Here is a 19,063-nt window from a genome sequence, read left to right on the forward strand (position 1 = left end):
CGCCGCCCGCCCGCTCCGGCGACTTACAGCTTCTGGAGCGGCACCCCACCGATGAGCATCAGCCGCACGGTGCCCGCACTTCCGAAGTCGATGGTGACGGTGGCCCGGGCGCCCGCGCCGTCGGAGGCGGTCACGGTGCCGAGACCGTACTTGTCGTGGCTGACGCGGTCGCCCACCTCGAGGTGGATGGACGCGGTGAGCTTGCGCTCCGGCACCCGCCAGTCGCCCCGATCGGTGGCACCCGCACGGCGGCCGAACCCGAACCGCCCCACGGGGGCCGAACGCTCCGGCTCGGAGCGGCGCCAGTCGACCAGGTCGTCCGGCACCTCGGCGAGGAACCGCGATGCCGGGTTGGCATTCGGCTGCCCGAACGACGAGCGGATCATCGCCCTGGTCAGGTAGAGCCTCTCCTGCGCACGCGTGATGCCGACGTAGGCCAGCCGCCGCTCCTCGGCGAGCTCCGCCGGGTCGCCCATGGCCCGCATGTGCGGGAACACGCCGTCCTCCCAGCCGGTGAGGAACACGACCGGGAACTCCAGGCCCTTGGCGGTGTGCAAGGTCATCAGCGTGACCATGCCCTCGTCGTTGTCCGGGATCGAGTCGGCGTCGGCCACCAGCGCCACTCGCTCGAGGAAAGCGGCCAGGGAGCCGGGTGGGGGCGCGCCGACAGCCACGTCGGAGTCGTCGAGGTCGGCCACAGCGGCGTCGCCCGCGAACTCCCGGGCGACGGTGACGAGCTCGGCGAGGTTCTCCCGCCTCGACCCGTCCTGTGGGTCCTCGCTGGCCTCCAGCTCGGCCGTGTAGCCCGTCTTCGCGTAGACGGCCTCCAGCAGCTCGGCGGTCTCCTCGCCGCGCTCCACCAGCTCGGCGAGCTCGTCGAGGAGGCGCACGAACGCCGCGATGCAGCGCTGCGAGCGGGTGACCAGGCCGGGGATCCGCTCGGGCTGCTCGGCGGCGACCCGAAGCGCGGCGGCGAACGAGATGCGTTCCCGGTCGCCGTAGGCGGCCACCAGCTCCTCGGCGCGGTCGCCGATGCCCCGCTTGGGCACGTTGAGGATGCGCCGGAGGCTGACGGTGTCCTCCGGGTTGGACAGCACGCGCAGGTAGGCCAGCGCATCGCGGACCTCGCGCCGCTCGTAGAACCGCACGCCGCCCACCACCTTGTACGGCAGCCCCACGCGCAGGAACACGTCCTCGAAGACACGGGACTGGGAGTTGGTGCGGTAGAACACGGCCACGTCGGAGTTGCGGATCTCACCGGAATCGACGAGGCGGTCGATCTCCTGCGCCACGAACGCGGCCTCGTCGTGCTCGTTGTCGGCGACGTAGCCGGTGACCTTGTGACCGTCGCCCTGCTCGGACCACAGGCGCTTGTCGCGGCGGTCCGGGTTGCGCGCGATCACGGCGTTGGCCGCCGTGAGGATGCGCTGGGTGGAGCGGTAGTTCTGCTCCAGCAGGATCGTGCGGGCGTTCGGGAAGTCCTGCTCGAACTCGATGATGTTGCGGATGCTGGCGCCGCGGAACGCGTAGATCGACTGGTCGGAGTCGCCCACCACGCACAGCTCGCCCGGCTGCTCGCCGTCGGCCGCGGGGGCCACCAGCTCGCGCACCAGGCTGTACTGCGCGTGGTTGGTGTCCTGGTACTCGTCGACCAGCACGTGCCGGAAGCGGCGCCGGTAGTACTCCGCGACCGCGGGCAGGCGCTGGAGCAGCGAGACCGTCTCCATGATGAGGTCGTCGAAGTCGAACGCGTTGGCCGTGCGCAGCCTGGTCTGGTAGACGGCGTAGACCTCGGCGACCTTGCGCTCGTAGTCGTTGGTGGCGCGCTCGGCGGCGTCGTCGGCCGAGAGCAGCTCGTTCTTGAGGTTGGAGATCTGGGCGGCGAGCCCACGCGCGGCGAACTTCTTGGGATCGAGCTCCAGGTCGCGCGCGACGAGCCCGACCAGCCTGCGGGTGTCGTCGGCGTCGTAGACGGAGAACGCGCTGCGCACGCCGAGGTGCTGCGCCTCGCGGCGCAGGATCCGCACGCACATCGAGTGGAACGTCGACACCCACATCGCGTTGGCGCGGCGGCCGACCAGAGCGTCGACGCGCTCCTTCATCTCGGCGGCGGCCTTGTTGGTGAAGGTGATCGACATGATCTCGCCGGGGTGCACCCCGCGCTCGGCCAGCAGCCAGGCGATGCGGTGGGTGAGCACGCGCGTCTTGCCCGAGCCCGCCCCCGCGACGATCAACAGCGGCGAACCGGCATGGACCACCGCCTCGCGCTGTCGCGGGTTGAGCCCCTCCAGCAGCGCCGCACCGCGCTCGGTGCGGGCGTGGACGGGATTCTCGGTCGGCAGTTCGAACAGCGCGCTCATCGTGTTCGAAGAGTACCGCCGCCCTCTGACGCGCCCGGCTGTGGCACACTGCAGCTGTGCCACTGATCAGCCATCGATTTTTCTACGGGTACCGGACACCGGTGCCCGTGGCCAGCTGATCAGCCCCCACGACGCCCCGGAGTCCTCAGGACCCGGGGCGTTCTCGCGTCACGGGCCGGGGCCCGGTCACCTGGAAGAGAGATTGACCGTGACGACGGAGAACAGCACCGCGCCTGCCGACGGCAGCGATCTGGACGATCCGGCGAGCGACATCCCCGCCGAGGAGGAGATCCAGGCGCTGCGTGTCGAGATCGACCACCTCGACGCCGAGATCCTCCGGCTGGTGAAACGCCGAACGCAGGTCTCACGGCGGATCGGCCGCGCCAGGATGGCCGCCGGTGGCCCGCGGATCGTCTACAACCGGGAGATGACGGTGCTCGCGCGGTTCCGCGACCTCGGCGCCGAGGGCCGCGAGCTCGGGATGCTGCTGCTGCGTCTGGGCCGCGGGCGCCTCGGCGGGCGCTGAGGGGCGTCCTACCGGGTCTATCCCGGCGCCACCCGCCCCCCGCGGGGCCTTTTCGTGGCACTGTTGACGGCATGGGCACGGTGTTCGGGATCGTCGCAGCGGTAGTCGCTCTCGTCGGGCTTCTCGCGGCGCTGGGCCACGTCGGCTACCTGGCCATGTTGAACAATGCCGCGAAGAAGCGCGGCCTGTCCGGCGGCACCACCGTCGACTACGTGAACAGCCGCTGGAAGGTGGCGGGCGGCACCGCGGGGGTCGCGTTGCTGGGCCTGCTGATGACCACCTCGAGCTCGGTGCCGATCGACCTGATCGGCCTCGTGCTGGGCGGCGGCGCCGGTCTCTACGCGAAGCAGGCGCTCGACTCCACCCGCACCCGCTTCCGCAGCCTGCCCTGATCAGGCCCGCGGGCCACCGTCGAGTGTGGCGGCCGCGCAGGCGGCCGTAGGGTTCGCCGGTGACCATGCCCCACGCTGATTCCGGTCGGCCACGCGTCGGCGTCCGCGACGACGTCGAACGCGCACTCGTCGTCACGGCCCATCCTGACGATGTCGACTTCGGCGCGGGCGGCACGGTCGCCGCATGGACGACGGCCGGCATCGAGGTCACCTACTGCATCTGCACGTCCGGCGACGCAGGTGGCTACGACGACACCCCGCGCGAGGCGATGGGCCCGTTACGGGAGACCGAGCAGCAGGCCGCCGCCGCAGCGCTCGGGGTGAAGGAGGTCCGCTTCCTCCGTTATCCCGATGGCAGGTTGACGCCGACGATCGAGCTGCGCCGCGACATCAGCCGCGAGATCCGCAAGGCCCGGCCGCAGCGGGTGCTGGCGCAGTCCCCGGAGATCTCCTGGCCCCGCCTCGGCGCGTCCCACCCCGACCATCGGGCTGCGGGGGAAGCCGCGCTCGCTGCCGTCTACCCCGACGCCCGCAACCCGTTCGCCCACCCGGAGCTCCTGCAGGAGGAAGGGCTCGAGGCGTGGACGGTCGGCGAGCTGTGGCTCATGGGAGCGCCGGACGAGCGCATCAATCACATCGTCGACGTGACAGCCACGTTCGACCGTAAGATCGCCGCGCTGCGGGAGCACCGATCACAGACGTCGCACATGGACCTGGAAGGCACGATCCGGCCGTGGAGCGAGGGATGGGCCCGGCGCTACGAAATGCCAGATGGGAGCCTCGCAGAGGGCTTCCAAGTCGTCTCGATCAGGTGAGCGGTCGGTAGTCGTCGCCGAACGGAAATACTCCATTTGGGTGAAAGACGTCGAGCGGACGATTGACACTTGGTACCCCGAATCGACATCCGGTAGACATTCGCTCGTCCGTTCACTCAAAGGGAGGACGTAGCACAGTGGCTCAGATGGTGTCCCGAGGCGGACCTCGGATGGCTCCTGCCGGTGTGGTCACCGTCGCGGATCTACTGAGCCGTAACGCCGCTGTCACCACGAAGCTTCCGGTTGTGACCGAGACGGCCACCACAGGCGTCTCCGTGGGAAGCCTGCTGCGTCGCGAGGGGCGGGCCCCGCACACGGTCGACCGGCCCGTACAGCCCCGGGGCCACCAGCAGATCGACCCGCCGAAGGCCGATGTGCCCGCCGCCGCCGATCCCGCGCCTACCGCGAAGAAGACGGCGGTCAAGCGCGGTGCCGTGGCGGCCGGCGCGATCCTCGCCGTCGGATCGGTGGTCGGAGCCGCAGTGCTCAGCGAGGTCGCGCCCACCGGCACCGAGGCGCAGGGCGCCACCACGAACAGCAGCTACCCGGGCCAGGGCCGGCTCACCTCGAGCCAGCCGGAGGCGCCCGTCCTGTCCGCCTCGGGGGTCGTCGACTCCGCCGCGGCCGGCGACGTGCTCGACGCCGGCACGGCGCCGCCCACGTCCTGGACGCCCGTCGCGTTCCCGAGTGCGGTCGCCGGCGTGCCCGCGGGCATCGCGGGCGCGGAGGATGACACCTCCACATCGGCCCCCAGCACCACGCAGAACTCCGGCTCGGACGACGGGGGCTCCTCCCGCTCGGACGACCGAGGCTCCGGCTTCACCGATGACAGCAACGCCCGCAGCAGCGGCGACAGCTCGGACTCCACCCCGTCCACCGCCACAGACGGTGACGACGAGTCCCAGGGTGTTGTGACTGGCCTCGTCGACGACGTCGACCAGACGCTTTCGCCCGTCACGGGTCTGCTCCGCTCCGACGACTCCGACCAGGACTCCGCTCCCCAGCGCGATGACGAGTCGTCGTCGGACAACCGTGACGATGACAGCCGCAACAGTCGCGGCGATGACGACCGGAACGACAACCGTGGCAGCGACGACGACGGCGGAAACAGCCGCGGCGGCGACAGCGGGAAGTCGTCCGGTGGTCTCCTCGGTGGTATCGGCAAGGTCGCTGCGGGTCTGCTCGGCGGCTGACCGCCCGGTTGCCCGGACCGGCGGCTACACCAGCCGCCGGTCCGAGGCCCACCGTGACAGCTCGTACCGGTTGGACAGCTGGGTCTTGCGCAGCACGCTCGACACGTGCGTCTCCACCGTCTTCACCGAGATGAAGAGCTCCCCGGCGATCTCCTTGTACGCGTAGCCGCGCGCGAGCAGACGCAGCACGTCGCGCTCCCGCCGAGTGAGCAGGTCGAGCTCGGGGTCGCCGGGCGGAGCCGCTCCGGGCCGCTCCGAGAACACGTCGAGCACGAATCCCGCGAGTCGTGGCGAGAACACCGCATCTCCCGACTTCACCCGCCGCACGGCGTCGGCGAGCTCGCTGCCCGAGATCGTCTTGGTGACGTAGCCACGCGCCCCGGCCCGGATCACGGCGATGACGTCCTCGGCTGCGTCGGACACGCTCAGCGCCAGGAACACCACGTCCGGCAGTTCGGGCCGCAGTTGCCGCAGCACCTCGGCACCGCCACCGTCGGGCATGTGGACGTCGAGCAGCACCACGTCCGGCCGCAGGTGGCGGATCGCGGCCACCGCCTCGTCAACGGAACCGGCCTCGCCCACCACCGTGACGTCGGGCACGCGGCGGTCCAGCTCCGCGCGAACCCCGGACCGGAACAGGCCGTGGTCATCGACCAGGAACACCCGGATCATCCCGGTCTCCTCGGCACCCGTCGCCACATCGGGGGTGTCGGTCATGTCGTCGCTTCCTTCTGGGCCTGGGCCTCCGGCTCGGGCTCCGTGTCGGCCGGTCCGTCCACCGGCATGCTCAAATGCACCTCGGTGCCCTCGCCCGGGGTGCTCCGCAGCCGGACCGCACCTCCGTGCCGCTTCATCCTGCCGTGGATCGAGTCGGCGAGGCCGTGCCGGTCGTCGGAAACGGCGTCCGGGTCGAAACCGATGCCGCGGTCACGGACGAACACGTGCACCTCGGTGGGCTCGACCTCGACGTATGCGCTCACCTCGCCCACCTTGGCGTGCTTCGCGGCGTTGACCATCGCCTCGCGGGCGGCGAGCACGAGTGCTCGCAAGCCGTCGTCGAGCGGCCGGTCGCCCACCACCACAGGCCGGACGTTGATCGCGTAGGTGTCCTCCACCTCGGCCGCGGCCGCGGTGATCGCAGCGGCGAGGCCCGAGTCGAGGGTGGGCTCACCGGACGCGCGCGCGGACCGCCCGTAGCCCGTGGGCCCGTAGAGCCAGTGCCGCAGCTCGCGCTCCTGGCCCCGGGCCAGCCGCAGCACCTCGCGCGGCTCGTCGGACTGGCGCTGGATGAGCGCGAGGGTCTGCAGCACCGAGTCGTGCAGGTGCGCGGCGATCTCCGCCCGCTCCGCCTCGATGATGCGCTCCCGCCGCTCCTCGCCGAGCTCCCGCATCAGCCGCACCCACCACGGGACGGTCAGCACGCCCACGCCGAGCAGGGTCGCGAACACAGCCAGGAGCCCGAACTGCACCTGCGACAGATCCAGGTTGCCGAGCAGGAACACTCCGATCCCGCTGGCCACGAACACGGCCCCGGCGATCAACCGCAGCAGGGCCGTGCGGCCTCCGCCCGCCATGCCGGTGACCCCCGACCGCGCCCCTGCCGTCCACCGGCGCCGCTGTGCCTCGTCGGCCTCCCGCCACACGACCGCCGCCCCGACAGCCGCGACACCGAGCGGGCCGACGATCCAGCCCACGACGTTGCTGCCGACCGCCGCGGCGGCGAGGCCCGCACCGATACCGAGGGCCGCGAGCCCCATCGCCTGCTGGCGCTCGCTGCGTCCGAGCACCCGCTGGACGTCGGCCGACTCCTGCCGCAGGAAGATCCAGAGCAGCCCGTAGGCCAGCACGCCGGCGCCGTTGATGCCGGCGAGCAGGACGAAGGCCGCGCGTACCCAGAGCACCCTGACGCCGAGATGGTCGGCGACACCACCGGCCACTCCCGCGACGAACCGGCCGTTGCGCCTGCGGGCGAGCGGCGGGGCGGGCGACACCGGCGGCGGCGCAGGCGGTGGGGTAACCGTGGTCACGCACTTATGGTCACATGCCGGGAGGAGCGGGACATCGGGGAAAGCTCCGGGACGGCTCGGGGCCATCCCCCATGCCCCAGGGTCCGCATGACCATCAAGCTGTCTCCCATGGAGGCAGAAGAACAATGAACGGGACCGACGTGCAGAACACGCTGCGGGAGATGTGGGAGACCCGGCCCGCCCGCCCGCGTGACGACCGGCAGGTGGCGGGCGTTGCCGCGGCAATCGCCCGGCGCTACGACATCGACCCGACACTGGTCCGGGTCGGCTTCGTGGTGGCGGCGTTCTCCGGAATCGGCGCGGCGCTCTACATCGCCGGTTGGTTCCTCCTGCCCGAGGAGCCGGCCGCCCCCGGCGCACCCTCGACGGCCCGTTCGCCGCGGACGATCATGGTCATCGGCCTGGTGGTCGCGGCGTTCGTGACCCTCGGATCGATCTTCGGCGGCGAGCGCAACATCCTGCTGCCCACGCTGGCCGTCGCGGTCCTGTTGTTCCTGCTGCACCGCAGCCGGAGCCATCGCGGACAGAGCGGACCTGCGACGGCGCACTCCGCCGAGGCGCCCACCACGACCACGCCCGGCGTCTCCCTGAACAAGGAGGCTCCCGGCACCAGCAGCGCTTCGGCAGCGCCCACTCCTCCGGCGTGGGACCCGCTGGGGGCCGCCCCGTTCGCCTGGGATCTTCCCGAGCCGTCACCGGTCGCTCCACCGCAGGAGCCGGCGCCGCGCCGGCTGCCCGTCACGCCCGTGACCCTCGGTCTCGCCCTGCTCGCCGGCGGGATCACCGCCGTGATCATGCTCCTGGCCGGGGTGCTCTCGCTGGCCAACCTGCCGGTGCTGCTCGGGGTGGTGCTGGCGGTGATCGGAGCCGGCCTGGTGATCGGCGCGTTCGTCCGATCCGGCCGGGGCCTGATCCCGATCGCCGTGCTCCTCGGCGCACTGACCTGGGCGATGGTGGCTGCGCCGCTCGACCGCTGGCAGGGCAACGGGTTCGGCGAGCTGCGCGAGGCCCCCACCACCGTGGCGGCGCTGCAGCCCAGCTACCAGCGCACTGCCGGTGAGATCGCGCTCGATCTGCGCAACCTCGATCTGACGACCCAGCCCGGCGGCAACTCGAGCCCGGTGCGGTCGAGCATCACGCTCGGGGTGGGTGACGTCGAGGTGTGGGTGCCCCGGAATGCCGACCTGAGCCTGACCAGCACCACCGGAGTGGGAAGCGTCGAGTTCGGCACCCGCGAGGAGTCGGGCCCGGGGGCACACCTCGCCGTCGCCAACGACCTGGGCGCCGACGGTGTCGCGTCGGGACGCCCGCTCATTCTGTCGATCGAGTCGGGTGCGGGAAGTGTGGAGGTGCACCGTGGCTGAGCAGAGTTGGAACGAGCAGCAGGCGACGACCGGGAAGTCCGGCACCGCCACCCGGCGCCGCGGCCCGGACCTGGCGACCCTGCTGGTCGGCGTGCTCTCGCTGGGAATGGCGGCATCGGCGTTCGTCGGTGAGGTGCCGTCGCTCGCCGGGTTCGACCCGCGGTGGCTGCTTGCCGCCGGGGCCACGGTGATCGGGCTCCTGCTGCTGGTCGGGAGCCTCAGGGGACGCGGCACCAGCTGAATATCGACCGGGACCGGCCGATGGGGGTCGCCGGGACCGGGAGGCCGTGCTCGGGGGAGCAGCGGCCGCGCAGGGCGGCACCAGGGTTCGAGAACCCGGGTGCCGCCCTCGTCGTTTCGACGCGGTGCGCCCTCACGCCCGGTGAGTCGGCTCCAACCCGGCTGCCGCCAGGATCTCCGGCACGCCCCGCTCGTAGCCGACGGCCATCACATGCACCCCGGCAACGCCGGTGACCTCACGCAGCGCAGCCACGGTCTCAGCGCACGCCGCCATGCCTTCGGCGGCGACCCGGTCGACCGGCACTCCACGCAGCCTGCGTTCGAAGGCTGGCGGAATGATCACGCCGGGGATGCCCGCCATGAACTCGAGCGCCCGCAGCGACCGGATGGGCCCGACGCCCGCGAGGATCCCGCACTTCGTGTCGAGCCCGAGGTCGCGCACCTTCTCCATCCAGATGGCGAACTCGTCGACGTCGAACACGAACTGGGTCTGCACGAACTCGGCGCCGTCGGCCACCTTCTGCTCGAGCCGGTCGGGGACACCCGCTCCGGTGTCGACGGCACCGAGCAGGAACCGCGGCGCCGGGTCGATGACGCGGCCGGACAGCAGCCTGCCTTCGTCCCGCAGCATGCGTGCCGTGGTCATGAGGCTGCTCGAACTCAGGTCGAACACCGGCGTGGCGTCGGCATGGTCGCCGCGTTCTGGCCGGTCGCCGGTCATCAGCACGAGGTTGGGGATGCCCAGGGCACCCGCCGAGAGCAGGTCGGACTGCAGGGCGATCCGGTTGCGGTCCCGGCAGGTCATCTGCATGACCGGCTCGAGACCCTCGGCGAGCGCGACGACGCTGCCGGCGAAACTGGACACCCGCACCTGGGCACCCTGGTTGTCGGTGATGTTCGCGGCGTCGACCCAGTCCCGCAGCAAAGCCGCGGACTCGCGGATCTCGTCCACGTCGGCGCCCCGCGGGGGCCCGATCTCGGCGGTGACGGCGAACCGTCCGTTGCGCAGCGCATCGGCGAGGCGGCCGGGCCGCTCCGCCGGGATCTCTACTCCCACTCGATCGTGCCCGGCGGCTTGCTCGTGACGTCGAGAACCACGCGATTGACCTCCGCGACCTCGTTGGTGATCCGTGTCGAGATACGTTCCAGGACGTCGTATGGCAGGCGGGTCCAGTCCGCGGTCATGGCGTCCTCGCTGGACACCGGGCGGAGCACGACGGGGTGGCCGTATGTGCGCCCGTCGCCCTGCACCCCGACGCTGCGGACGTCAGCGAGCAGCACCACAGGGCACTGCCAGATCGTGCGGTCGAGACCGGCGGCGGTGAGCTCCTCGCGCGCGATCGCGTCGGCGGCCCGCAGCGTCTCGAGCCGGTCGTGGGTGACCTCGCCGATGATCCGGATGCCCAGCCCCGGCCCCGGGAACGGCTGGCGCGAGACGATCGCGTCGGGCAGCCCGAGCTCGGCGCCGACCTTGCGCACCTCGTCCTTGAACAGCGCCCGCAGCGGCTCGACCAGATCGAACTCGATGTCGTCGGGCAGCCCACCGACGTTGTGGTGGCTCTTGATCGTGGCCGTGCCCGAGCCACCGCCGGACTCGACGACGTCGGGGTAGAGGGTGCCCTGCACGAGGAAGCCCACGGGCGCAGCGCCGGCGGAGCCCGCATCGATCCAGTGTTCCTCGGCCGTCACCTCTGCTGTGGCCGCTTCGAAGACCCGGATGAACTCACGTCCGATGATCTTGCGCTTCTCCTCGGGGTCGGTGACCCCGGCGAGGGCGTCGAGGAAGCGCTTCTGCGCGTCGACCGTGTGGAGCTTGGCGCCCGTGGCGGCGACGAAGTCGCGCTCCACCTGCTCCCGCTCGCCGGCCCGCAGCAGCCCGTGGTCGACGAACACGCAAGTGAGGCGATCACCGATGGCCCGCTGCACGAGCGCCGCAGCGACGGCGGAGTCGACACCGCCGGACAGCCCGCAGATCGCCCTGCCCTCGCCTACCTGCGCTCGAACCGCGTCGATCGTGTCGTTGATGATCGACGAAGTGGTCCAGCCGGGGGCGATGCCGGCGATGTCGTACAGGAAGCGTCTCAGCACATCCTGTCCGTAGGGCGAGTGCCCGACCTCCGGGTGATACTGGACGCCCGCCAGGCGCCGATCCGTGTCCTCGAAGGCCGCCACCGCCGCACGCTCGGACGACGCCGTGACCGTGAAGCCATCGGGCGCACGCACCACGGAGTCGCCGTGGCTCATCCACACCGGATGGCTCCCCGGCAGCCCGTCGTGCAGCACGCTCGCGGCCTCGCAGACCGTGAGCACCGTGCGTCCGTACTCACGCGTGCCGTCCTGGGCGACTTCCCCGCCGAGGGCCTGCGCCATCGCCTGGAAGCCGTAGCAGAGGCCCATCACCGGAATGCCCGCCGAGAACAGGGCGGGGTCGATCCGGGGCGCTCCGGGCTCGTAGACGCTCGACGGTCCGCCGGACAGGATCACGGCGGCGGGCTTGCGCGCCACGATCTCCTCGACCGGTGTGTCGCCGGCCACGATCTCCGAGTACACCTGCGCCTCACGCACCCTGCGGGCGATCAACTGGGCGTACTGAGCCCCGTAGTCGACGACGAGGACGGTGGAGGGCTGCACAACTCCAGAGTAGTCAACGAGCGGACACGACTTCTGGCCGAGCGTGCAACGGTTCCTGTTCCCCGCTGAAGAGTCGCAGCTCAGGATCTGCTCCGCGCAGCCGTGCAGGTGTCGGTCTGCGACATGAAGACCGAGCGCCGCGTCTTCAACAAGATCGCGGACAACGGCAAGGACCACTACTGAGCAGCGTCGCCATCCTGGTTGGCGCCCCTGCTCGTCACGACCGGCTGATCAAATACTGGCCGTCCGGGTGGTACCAAGAGCACTCGTAGTCCACCTACCAGGGCGGATAGCCCGAAACTAGCCTCAGGGCCGTGCAGATTCTCGAGTTCTCCGGTGAGGAGTTGGAAGACGCCGCCGGAGAGTTCTCCATCCCGGTGATCGCCCGAACGGCTCCCGGCTTCCGCGGGCGAGCGGCGAGCCACGCACTGGGCGAGACCGTGGCACTCACGCGGACGCATTGGGCGCAGATGTCGTCGGTCCGGACCGACCGGATGGCAGCACGAGCGTCAGCCGGCAACCTGATGCTCTTCTGTGTGTACGTGGCCGGCCGGGGCTGCGTCCGCCAGCACGACCGCTGCGCCGAGCCGGCTGCCGGTGCCGGGGTGCTCACCGAAGCGTGTAGCCGCTACGAGCGGATCTCGCCGACCGAGACCTGGCGCATGAGCTTGCGTTTCTCCCGCGAGTTGCTCCCGCTCGGCACCGCAGAGCTCACCGAAGGCTGTGCACGCAGCGTGGACCCGTCCGCCCCGGCCATGCAGATGCTGTCCGCCTACCTGGATCGTCTGTTCGAGGTTGCGGACGACCTCACCACGCCGCAGCGACTCGACGCCGGGCGGGCCGCGATCGAACTGCTCGCGATGGCGCTGCGGGGCGCCACCCCGTCCGTGCCGGGCGGGGACGGCCCCGAAGGGCTGTTACTCGAGATGATGCGGACGCACGTCCGCGAACATCTGGGCGACCCACACCTGCGGGTCGACGAACTGGCGCGGCGCCACCACGTGTCGGTCAGCCACGCGTACACCCTGTTCGAGCGGATCGGGACCACGCCTGGTGCGTACCTTCGCGAGGAACGGCTGCAAGCGGCACAGGCCATGTTGTCCGACCGGGAGCACGACCGGCGGACGATATCGGCCATTGCCGCGGCCGTCGGGTTCCTCGATCCCCGGTCGTTCGAGCGGGCGTTCCGGCGGCGGTTCACGATGACTCCGAGCGGCTGGCGCAGTGAGCACCTCCACACCGGACCCGCGCCGCGACCCTGACGGCGCCTACCTCACCCCCTGACGGTGAGCCCCACGCGCTGGAACTCCTTGAGGTCCGAGTAGCCCGTCTTCGCCATCGCCCGCCGCAGGGCACCGAAGAGGTTCACCAGGCCGTAGGGGCTGCTGGAGGGGCCGAAGAGCAGCGTCTGGAGGTCACGTTCACCGGGTGGGAAACCGGTGACCTCCGAACGCGGCAGGGACGGGTGGGCGGCGGCGGAGGTCCAGTACAGGCCCTGCCCGGGTGCCTCGGACGCCTCGGCCAACTGCTCGCCCAGCATCACGGCGTCGGCCCCGCAGGCGATGGCCTTCGCCATGTCGCCCGAGCCGGTCATCCCGCCGTCGGCGATCACGTGGACGTAGCGGCCGCCGGTCTCGTCGAGGTAGTCGCGGCGGGCCGCGGCCGCGTCGACGATCGCCGTGGCCATCGGCACGCCGATCCCGAGCACGTCGTCAGTGGTGGTGGCCGACGACTCGCCGTACCCCACGATCACCCCGGCCGCGCCGGTGCGCATCAGGTGCATCGCCGTGCGGTAGTCGCCCACCCCACCGGCGACGACGGGCACGTCGAGGGAGTTGATGAACTCCTTCAGGTTCAGCGGCTCCCCGCCCGAGACGTGCTCGGCGGAGATGATCGTGCCCTGCACCACCAGGATCTCGACGCCCGCGGCAAGCAGGTCGGGGGTGAGCTCCCGGGCCCGCTGCGGGCTCACGCGCGCGGCCACGGTGACCCCGGCCTCGCCCACCGTCTTGAGCGCCTCCGCGAGCAGCGCGGGCTGGATCGGAGCGGCGTGCAGTTCCTGCAGCAGCTGCACGGCAGCCGAGGGGTCCTCGTTGCCCGCGGCGTCGAGCACCCGCTCCAGCGCCCCCTGCGCATCGGCGTGCCGGGCCCAGAGGCCCTCGGCGTTGAGCACCGCCAGCCCGCCCAGCTGCCCGATCCGCACGGCGCTCGCCGGCGAGACGATCGCGTCGGTCGGGTGGGTCACCAGTGGGATCTCGAACGGGTACGCGTCGAGCTGCCAGGCGGTGGACACCTCCTGAGAGCTGCGGGTGCGCCGCGACGGCACGATCTCGACCTGAGACAGGTCGTAGCTACGACGGGCCTCCCGGCCCATCCCGATCTCCACGAGGTCACGCACGGATGACCAGCGTAGACAGGCTCTTCCGCGAACCTCTAACGGGCTACGTAGTTGGGTGCCTCGACCGTCATCGTGATGTCGTGCGGGTGGCTCTCCTTGAGCCCCGCGGCGGTGATCCGGACGAGCTGCGCCTGCTGGAGCTGCTCGATCGTCTGCGCCCCCGCGTACCCCATGCCGGACCGCAGGCCACCGACGAGCTGGTGTGCGACCTGCCCGAGCGGCCCCCGGAACGGGGTGCGGCCCTCGATGCCCTCGGGCACCAGCTTGTCCTCGCTGAGCACGTCGTCCTGGGCGTAGCGGTCCTTCGAGTAGGACTTGCCGCCGCCCTCCCCGCCGCGCGACCGCATCGCCCCGAGCGAGCCCATGCCGCGGTAGGTCTTGAACTGCTTGCCACCCACCAGAATCAGCTCGCCGGGCGACTCCGCGGTGCCCGCCAGCAGGCTCCCGAGCATCACCGACGACGCACCGGCTGCGATCGCCTTGGCGATGTCGCCGGAGTACTGGATGCCACCGTCGCCGATCACCGGGACGCCCGCGGGCGCGCAGGCGAGCGAGGCCTCGTAGATCGCGGTGATCTGCGGCGCCCCGACACCGGCCACGACACGGGTGGTGCAGATCGAGCCCGGCCCGACGCCCACCTTCACGGCGTCCGCCCCGGCCTCGACGAGCGCCTGCGCGCCGGCTCTGGTGGCCACATTGCCGCCCACCACGTCGACGTGGTGCCCGACCTCGGCCCGTAGCTTCGCGACGGTCTCCAGCACCCGCCGGGAGTGCCCGTGGGCGGTGTCCACCATCAAGATGTCGACCCCGGCCTCGACGAGCTGCATCGCCCGCGAGTAGCCCTCCTCGCCGACGCCGATCGCAGCGGCGACGACGAGGCGCCCGTCCGGGTCCTTGGTGGCGAGCGGGTACTTCTCGGTCTTGTTGAAGTCCTTGATCGTGATCAGGCCGCGCAGGATGCCGTCGCCGTCGATGATCGGCAGCTTCTCGAGCTTGTGCCGGCGCAGCAGCCCCAGCGCTGCCTCGGCGGTGACGCCCACCCTGGCCGTGATCAGCGGGGCGTGCGTCATCACCTCGTGGACGGGGCGGCTGTGGTCCATCTCGAACCGCATGTCGCGGTTGGTGATGATGCCGACGAGGTGCCCGCCCGCGTCGGTGACGGGCACCCCCGAGATGCGGAACTTCGCGCACAGCGCGTCGACGTCGGCCAAGGTGGCGTCCGGCGCACAGGTGACCGGGTCGGTCACCATCCCCGCCTCGGAGCGCTTCACGACCTCCACCTGGGCCGTCTGCTCCTCGGGGGACAGGTTGCGGTGGAGCACACCGAGCCCACCCGCCCGGGCCATCGCGATGGCCATCCGCGACTCGGTGACCGTGTCCATCGGCGACGACACGAGCGGCACCCGGATCCGCACCCGGCGCGTGATCTGCGTGCTCGTGTCGACCGAACTGGGAACGACATCGGACTCAGCCGGGAGCAGCAGCACATCGTCGAACGTCAGGCCGAGCATCGCGAACTTCGGGGGCAGTCCTGCGGCCTCGCTGGTCATCTGCACCATCCCGTCGATCCCTGCGCCTCCACCGCTGCGCGGAGCTCCGGGCGGCGGGGAGATTTCCCGACATCGTATCCGCGCCGCCCATACCGCGGACCCCGGCCGCGCCGAGTCCATCACCACAGTCCGGTACATCCGCACCATCCCCGCCGCGGTGAACCTGGTGCGCACGATCCACCCGGTGCCCGGTGCGGGTATCGTCGCACCTGTGTCACCTGATGCCCTGCCGCCGGACCCGTTCGCCGGTGACCCGCATGATCCCGCCCTCTCCCTCGACGGTCCTGAGGGCGGCGAGCAGGACGGGTTGACCGAGGCCGAGCGCGACGAGGTGGTGGCCGACCTCGCCGACCTCGCGGTCTACCAGGCTCTGCTGGAGGCCCGTGGCGTGCGCGGCATCGTCGTCGACTGCGGCGACTGCGGCGAGCAGCACTTCCACGAGTGGAGCCTGCTGCGGGCGAGCCTCCAGCAACTGCTGGACGAGGGGCAGATGCGGCCTCACGAGCCTGCCTTCGACCCCGACCCCACCAGCTACGTCACCTGGGAGTACTGCCGCGGCTACGCCGACGCGGTGCTGTCGGACTCCTGACGTCACGCACAACGGCGACGGCCCCGATCCGAATGGATCGGGGCCGTCGCCGTTTCGGGTCTCAGCTGACGGTGCTGGTGGGCGGTTCCGAATCGGAACCGGCCGCCGTGGTGCCCGTGAGCCCGCCTTCACCGCGGTTCGAGGTGTGCTGCCCATCCGGGTCCCGGTCGGGGCTCGGCGCGCCACCCATGCTCTGGGTGGAGCTGGTCGATCCACCGGTGCTCTGCCCCGGCCGAGTGGAGCTCGAACCCTGCGGATCGCCCTCGGCGGTGGCCGGGGGCGTCTGCGGGCGGGTGGTGGTCTCCGGGCTGTTCGGGGCGCCGGCGCCGGTGCTCGGCGGCGGGGCCTGCGGAGCCGTGGTGACACCTGCCGGGTTCGACGGCGGTCCCGTCGGGTCGCCGGGCGACGCGGGCGACAGCTGCCGCCTCGGGTCGGCGCTCGAACCGTCGGGGCCGGGACCGCCGCGTTGGTGGCGGGGATCGCGCGACGAGCTCTCTCCCGTGGACGGGGTGGAGCTTCCCGAAGCCGGTGACGCCGGGACTCCCTGAAGAACCGACGCCGACGAAGGCGGAACCTGCGTGCCGGACGGCTGCGGCGGTTCCGTACTGCTGGACCTGCCAGGCCGTTGGATCGCGGCACCGGGCGGCACCGGTCGGGACGGTTGTGTGGACAGCGGGGTGCCGGGGTCGGTCGGCGTGCCGTTAGGGGTCTCCGCCGCCTTGGCGACGAGGAACTCCTGCACCTGCGTGAGCTCGTTGCGCCCCTCCTCGGGACGCACGACGGAGAGGTCCGCCCGCGCCTGTTGGAGCTCCTGTGCCGCGGCCACGGGCTGGCCGGCGACGAGCGCCTCCTTCGCCTTGGTGATGCGCGCCTCGACACGGACCGCGGCCTCGACCGACTCCGCCCGTTGGCTGTAGAGCACCTTCGACACACCCCACAACGCGTCATCGGGCTGCGCGTTGTAGGAGCCGACGGAGACGGCGCCGATGGCCAGCACGACGAAAGCCGCGGCGGCGGCCACCGGGGCGAGGTGCCGGGCTCGGCGGCCCGGTCGCCGGGCGGCCCGGACGGTGGCCACGGCGGTGTCGGTGTCGATGAGTTCGGGGATCGGGTCGACGTCGACGTCGGCCTTCCATGCGGCCAGGATGGCGGCGACGCGGTCGTCGGCGCCGTAGCCGCCGCGTCCCGGGGAGCTCACCGTCATGCCGGCGGCCAGAGCGTTGATCAGTTCGTCGTCGGCCTGGACCGCGACGAGGTCGACCGGTTCGCCGATCTCGTCCATCGGGACCGGACGCGTCTGCATATGGGCGGGCCGATGCCCGTTGCTGCTGTGGCGCGGGCGGCGGTGTTCGAACGGATTCCGACCGGGGCCGTATGTATCGTCACGCACTCACACCACCTCCTCCTCTGGCATCGACTTGCGCAGGCGGGACAGTGCCCGGTGCTGGGCCACACGGACAGCGCCCGGGGTGGAACCGACAGCCTCCGCCGTCTCCTCGGCGGACAGCCCGACCACCACGCGCAGCACAAGTATCTCTCGCTGTTTCTCGGGGAGCGTGTCGAGCAACCGACCCATCTCGTCGGAGAGCTCGACGCGAAGCACACGCTGTTCCGGACCGTCCGCGGACTCGACCGAGTCAGGCACGTCCGCGACAGGTTCGGAACGGTTCCGCGTTGCGGCGCGGTGCGCGTCGATTACTTTGTGTGACGCAATGCCATAGACGAACGCTAGGAACGGACGGCCCTGGACTCGGTACCCGGGCAAGGCCGTGAGCACGGCCAAACACACCTCCTGCGCGACATCATCGGCCGAGACCGATGACCGGTCCATCCGGCCGAGCCGCGCTCGGCAATAGCGCACGACCATGGGCCGGATGATGGCGATCAAGCGCCCGACGGACTCCGGGTCGCCGCCCATGGCACGGCTCACCAGCTCGTCGGGAACGTCTGTCGTCTCACTCATCGCACACAGTCGCCCGGGCGTTACTGAACATGTTCGTCATCATCCGTTCGTGAGGCTCATCACGGACAGTGCTCAACCGTGTCCTCAGTGCCGACCACCGTAGCGAAGGAGGGTGGCGGTCCGGGATGGGATCCTCCCGAGGGAGGAGACGCGCCGGGACGCCCGGCGATTCATGCTCAGGGCAGAACCACCCGAATGGCGGTCTGCGACGCCGCGGGAGCGATCACCGCAGCGAAGGGCGCGTGGCTGCGCGTAGGCAGCCACGTCGCCCGCTCGGTCAACCCGGGTACGCATCCGGGGAAGTGCAAAGTGCGTGGAGGGACACCGGTCACCGGGACAGCAGGGCCGGTCGGAACGCTCAGGAGACGAGGCCCCGGCGGAACCCGTGGGCAACCGCCTGAGCGCGGTCGCGGACCCCGAGCTTGCGGAACAGCCGCCGAGCGTGGGTCTTGACCGTGTCCTCGGAGAGGTAGAGCTCTCGTCCGATCTGGCCATTGCTCTTGCCCTGGCTCATGCCGCGCAGCACCTGCAGCTCGCGCTCGGTGAGCTGGACCCCGGGATCGGTGGGTGCCCGCGGTGTGGGCACGGCCGTGCTCGCCAGGGTGTGCGCGAGTGCAGCCACCAATTCCGGACGCGACGCGTCCCAGCGGAGGTAACCCCGGGCGCCGCCGGCGATGGCGGCGGCGATGCTGCCCGCGTCGTCGGGGGCTCCGAACACGATCACGTTCGCCTGCGGGTGGGCGGCGACCAGCCGCCTCGTGGCCTCGACACCCGTGGGCACCGCCCGCTGGGTGCCGACCAGGACCACGTCCACCGGCTGCCGGGAGAACCGGGCCAGCAGTTCGTCCCCATGCGCAACGCAATCGATCCGGTGCACCCCCGGCACCGCGGACATCACGCGGGTCAGGCCTTCGCGGACGCTGCGACGATCGTCGCAGATGAGTACCGTCGTCACGACGATTCCTTCCTGCAGCTTCCTGCAGCCGGGTGATGTGTCACCCCCCTCATCGGCGGG

At 71.2% G+C, this 19,063-nt stretch carries 18 protein-coding genes; 8 read left to right on the forward strand and 10 right to left on the reverse strand.

Features of this window, described 5'->3' with window-relative positions; translation table 11 throughout:
* Nucleotides 1–23: 23 nt before the first annotated feature.
* Nucleotides 24–2,360 (reverse strand): DNA helicase PcrA, encoded by a 2,337-nt coding sequence (gene pcrA, locus ACQPZQ_RS40210; RefSeq protein ID WP_433289743.1) that lies wholly within the window; start codon nucleotides 2,358–2,360, stop codon nucleotides 24–26.
* Nucleotides 2,361–2,610: 250 nt separating this feature from the next.
* Between pcrA and ACQPZQ_RS40215 the strand changes: the two genes are divergently transcribed.
* The 4 genes from ACQPZQ_RS40215 to ACQPZQ_RS40230 all read left to right on the forward strand — a co-directional run bounded on the left by ACQPZQ_RS40215 (nucleotide 2,611) and on the right by ACQPZQ_RS40230 (nucleotide 5,286).
* Entirely contained in the window at nucleotides 2,611–2,886 is a 276-nt protein-coding gene (locus ACQPZQ_RS40215; protein WP_433299613.1) for a chorismate mutase, read from the forward strand.
* A gap of 71 nt (nucleotides 2,887–2,957) precedes the next feature.
* A complete protein-coding gene (locus ACQPZQ_RS40220; RefSeq protein ID WP_241037540.1) occupies nucleotides 2,958–3,278 on the forward strand; it encodes a hypothetical protein in 321 nt (106 codons plus the stop codon).
* Nucleotides 3,279–3,343: 65 nt separating this feature from the next.
* Nucleotides 3,344–4,093 carry a PIG-L deacetylase family protein gene (locus ACQPZQ_RS40225; protein ID WP_433299615.1) on the forward strand — a complete coding sequence of 250 codons (750 nt, stop codon included), beginning with the start codon at nucleotides 3,344–3,346 and terminating at the stop codon, nucleotides 4,091–4,093.
* Between the two features lie 170 nt (nucleotides 4,094–4,263).
* Nucleotides 4,264–5,286, forward strand: coding sequence for a hypothetical protein (locus tag ACQPZQ_RS40230; RefSeq protein ID WP_433289744.1), 1,023 nt, complete (start codon nucleotides 4,264–4,266; stop codon nucleotides 5,284–5,286).
* A gap of 24 nt (nucleotides 5,287–5,310) precedes the next feature.
* Here the strand turns inward: ACQPZQ_RS40230 and ACQPZQ_RS40235 are convergent, their stop codons facing one another.
* Nucleotides 5,311–6,003, reverse strand: coding sequence for a response regulator (locus ACQPZQ_RS40235; protein WP_277398747.1), 693 nt, complete (start codon nucleotides 6,001–6,003; stop codon nucleotides 5,311–5,313).
* On the reverse strand, nucleotides 6,000–7,313 hold the full coding sequence (locus ACQPZQ_RS40240) for an ATP-binding protein (protein ID WP_433289745.1): 1,314 nt from the start codon (nucleotides 7,311–7,313) through the stop codon (nucleotides 6,000–6,002). The genes ACQPZQ_RS40235 and ACQPZQ_RS40240 overlap by 4 nt, the downstream gene beginning before the upstream one ends.
* A 125-nt stretch (nucleotides 7,314–7,438) precedes the next feature.
* On the opposite strand from ACQPZQ_RS40240, the gene ACQPZQ_RS40245 reads away from it, so the two are divergent.
* On the forward strand, nucleotides 7,439–8,677 hold the full coding sequence (locus ACQPZQ_RS40245; protein WP_433289746.1) for a PspC domain-containing protein: 1,239 nt from the start codon (nucleotides 7,439–7,441) through the stop codon (nucleotides 8,675–8,677).
* Nucleotides 8,670–8,918, forward strand: a complete 249-nt coding sequence (locus ACQPZQ_RS40250; protein WP_433289747.1) for a hypothetical protein — start codon at nucleotides 8,670–8,672, stop codon at nucleotides 8,916–8,918. Before ACQPZQ_RS40245 ends, ACQPZQ_RS40250 begins: the two co-directional genes overlap by 8 nt.
* Nucleotides 8,919–9,050: 132 nt before the next feature.
* Here ACQPZQ_RS40250 and ACQPZQ_RS40255 read toward each other — a convergent pair whose 3' ends face one another.
* Complete coding sequence (locus ACQPZQ_RS40255) at nucleotides 9,051–9,974, reverse strand: methylenetetrahydrofolate reductase (protein WP_433289748.1); 924 nt, start codon at nucleotides 9,972–9,974, stop codon at nucleotides 9,051–9,053.
* On the reverse strand, nucleotides 9,965–11,548 hold the full coding sequence (guaA, locus tag ACQPZQ_RS40260; protein WP_433289749.1) for a glutamine-hydrolyzing GMP synthase: 1,584 nt from the start codon (nucleotides 11,546–11,548) through the stop codon (nucleotides 9,965–9,967). The genes ACQPZQ_RS40255 and guaA overlap by 10 nt, the downstream gene beginning before the upstream one ends.
* A gap of 314 nt (nucleotides 11,549–11,862) precedes the next feature.
* On the opposite strand from guaA, the gene ACQPZQ_RS40265 reads away from it, so the two are divergent.
* Nucleotides 11,863–12,810 (forward strand): helix-turn-helix domain-containing protein, encoded by a 948-nt coding sequence (locus ACQPZQ_RS40265; RefSeq protein ID WP_433289750.1) that lies wholly within the window; start codon nucleotides 11,863–11,865, stop codon nucleotides 12,808–12,810.
* 11 nt (nucleotides 12,811–12,821) lie between these two features.
* Here ACQPZQ_RS40265 and ACQPZQ_RS40270 read toward each other — a convergent pair whose 3' ends face one another.
* Together ACQPZQ_RS40270 and guaB are read right to left on the reverse strand one after the other, a co-directional pair.
* Nucleotides 12,822–13,946 carry a GuaB3 family IMP dehydrogenase-related protein gene (locus ACQPZQ_RS40270; RefSeq protein ID WP_241037530.1) on the reverse strand — a complete coding sequence of 375 codons (1,125 nt, stop codon included), beginning with the start codon at nucleotides 13,944–13,946 and terminating at the stop codon, nucleotides 12,822–12,824.
* Nucleotides 13,947–13,981: 35 nt separating this feature from the next.
* Nucleotides 13,982–15,496: an IMP dehydrogenase gene (guaB, locus tag ACQPZQ_RS40275; protein WP_433299617.1), complete on the reverse strand. Its 1,515-nt coding sequence runs from the start codon at nucleotides 15,494–15,496 to the stop codon at nucleotides 13,982–13,984.
* A 211-nt stretch (nucleotides 15,497–15,707) separates the two neighbouring features.
* On the opposite strand from guaB, the gene ACQPZQ_RS40280 reads away from it, so the two are divergent.
* The gene (locus tag ACQPZQ_RS40280) at nucleotides 15,708–16,085 is read left to right on the forward strand and encodes a DUF5319 domain-containing protein (protein ID WP_241037527.1); all 378 of its coding nucleotides are present in this window, start codon (nucleotides 15,708–15,710) and stop codon (nucleotides 16,083–16,085) included.
* A 61-nt stretch (nucleotides 16,086–16,146) separates the two neighbouring features.
* Here ACQPZQ_RS40280 and ACQPZQ_RS40285 read toward each other — a convergent pair whose 3' ends face one another.
* From ACQPZQ_RS40285 to ACQPZQ_RS40295, 3 genes are all read right to left on the reverse strand, one after another.
* Nucleotides 16,147–17,475, reverse strand: a complete 1,329-nt coding sequence (locus ACQPZQ_RS40285; protein WP_433289752.1) for an anti-sigma-D factor RsdA — start codon at nucleotides 17,473–17,475, stop codon at nucleotides 16,147–16,149.
* Nucleotides 17,476–18,048: a sigma-70 family RNA polymerase sigma factor gene (locus ACQPZQ_RS40290; protein ID WP_433289753.1), complete on the reverse strand. Its 573-nt coding sequence runs from the start codon at nucleotides 18,046–18,048 to the stop codon at nucleotides 17,476–17,478. It lies immediately after the preceding gene.
* Nucleotides 18,049–18,406: 358 nt separating this feature from the next.
* Nucleotides 18,407–19,003 carry a response regulator transcription factor gene (locus ACQPZQ_RS40295; protein ID WP_075942692.1) on the reverse strand — a complete coding sequence of 199 codons (597 nt, stop codon included), beginning with the start codon at nucleotides 19,001–19,003 and terminating at the stop codon, nucleotides 18,407–18,409.
* Nucleotides 19,004–19,063: the final 60 nt, after the last annotated feature.

The organism is Pseudonocardia sp. CA-142604 (genome assembly GCF_050948475.1).
GTDB lineage: Bacteria > Actinomycetota > Actinomycetes > Mycobacteriales > Pseudonocardiaceae > Pseudonocardia > Pseudonocardia alaniniphila.

What these genes read in the sequence shown, in the direction of transcription:
- pcrA (WP_433289743.1), bottom strand. Translation starts at nt 2,360, where the DNA reads ATGAGCGCGCTGTTCGAACTGCCGACCGAGAATCCCGTCCACGCCCGC.
- ACQPZQ_RS40220 (WP_241037540.1), top strand. Translation starts at nt 2,958, where the DNA reads ATGGGCACGGTGTTCGGGATCGTCGCAGCGGTAGTCGCTCTCGTCGGG.
- ACQPZQ_RS40225 (WP_433299615.1), top strand. Translation starts at nt 3,344, where the DNA reads ATGCCCCACGCTGATTCCGGTCGGCCACGCGTCGGCGTCCGCGACGAC.
- ACQPZQ_RS40230 (WP_433289744.1), top strand. Translation starts at nt 4,264, where the DNA reads ATGGCTCCTGCCGGTGTGGTCACCGTCGCGGATCTACTGAGCCGTAAC.
- ACQPZQ_RS40235 (WP_277398747.1), bottom strand. Translation starts at nt 6,003, where the DNA reads ATGACCGACACCCCCGATGTGGCGACGGGTGCCGAGGAGACCGGGATG.
- ACQPZQ_RS40245 (WP_433289746.1), top strand. Translation starts at nt 7,439, where the DNA reads ATGAACGGGACCGACGTGCAGAACACGCTGCGGGAGATGTGGGAGACC.
- guaB (WP_433299617.1), bottom strand. Translation starts at nt 15,496, where the DNA reads ATGACCAGCGAGGCCGCAGGACTGCCCCCGAAGTTCGCGATGCTCGGC.
- ACQPZQ_RS40290 (WP_433289753.1), bottom strand. Translation starts at nt 18,048, where the DNA reads ATGAGTGAGACGACAGACGTTCCCGACGAGCTGGTGAGCCGTGCCATG.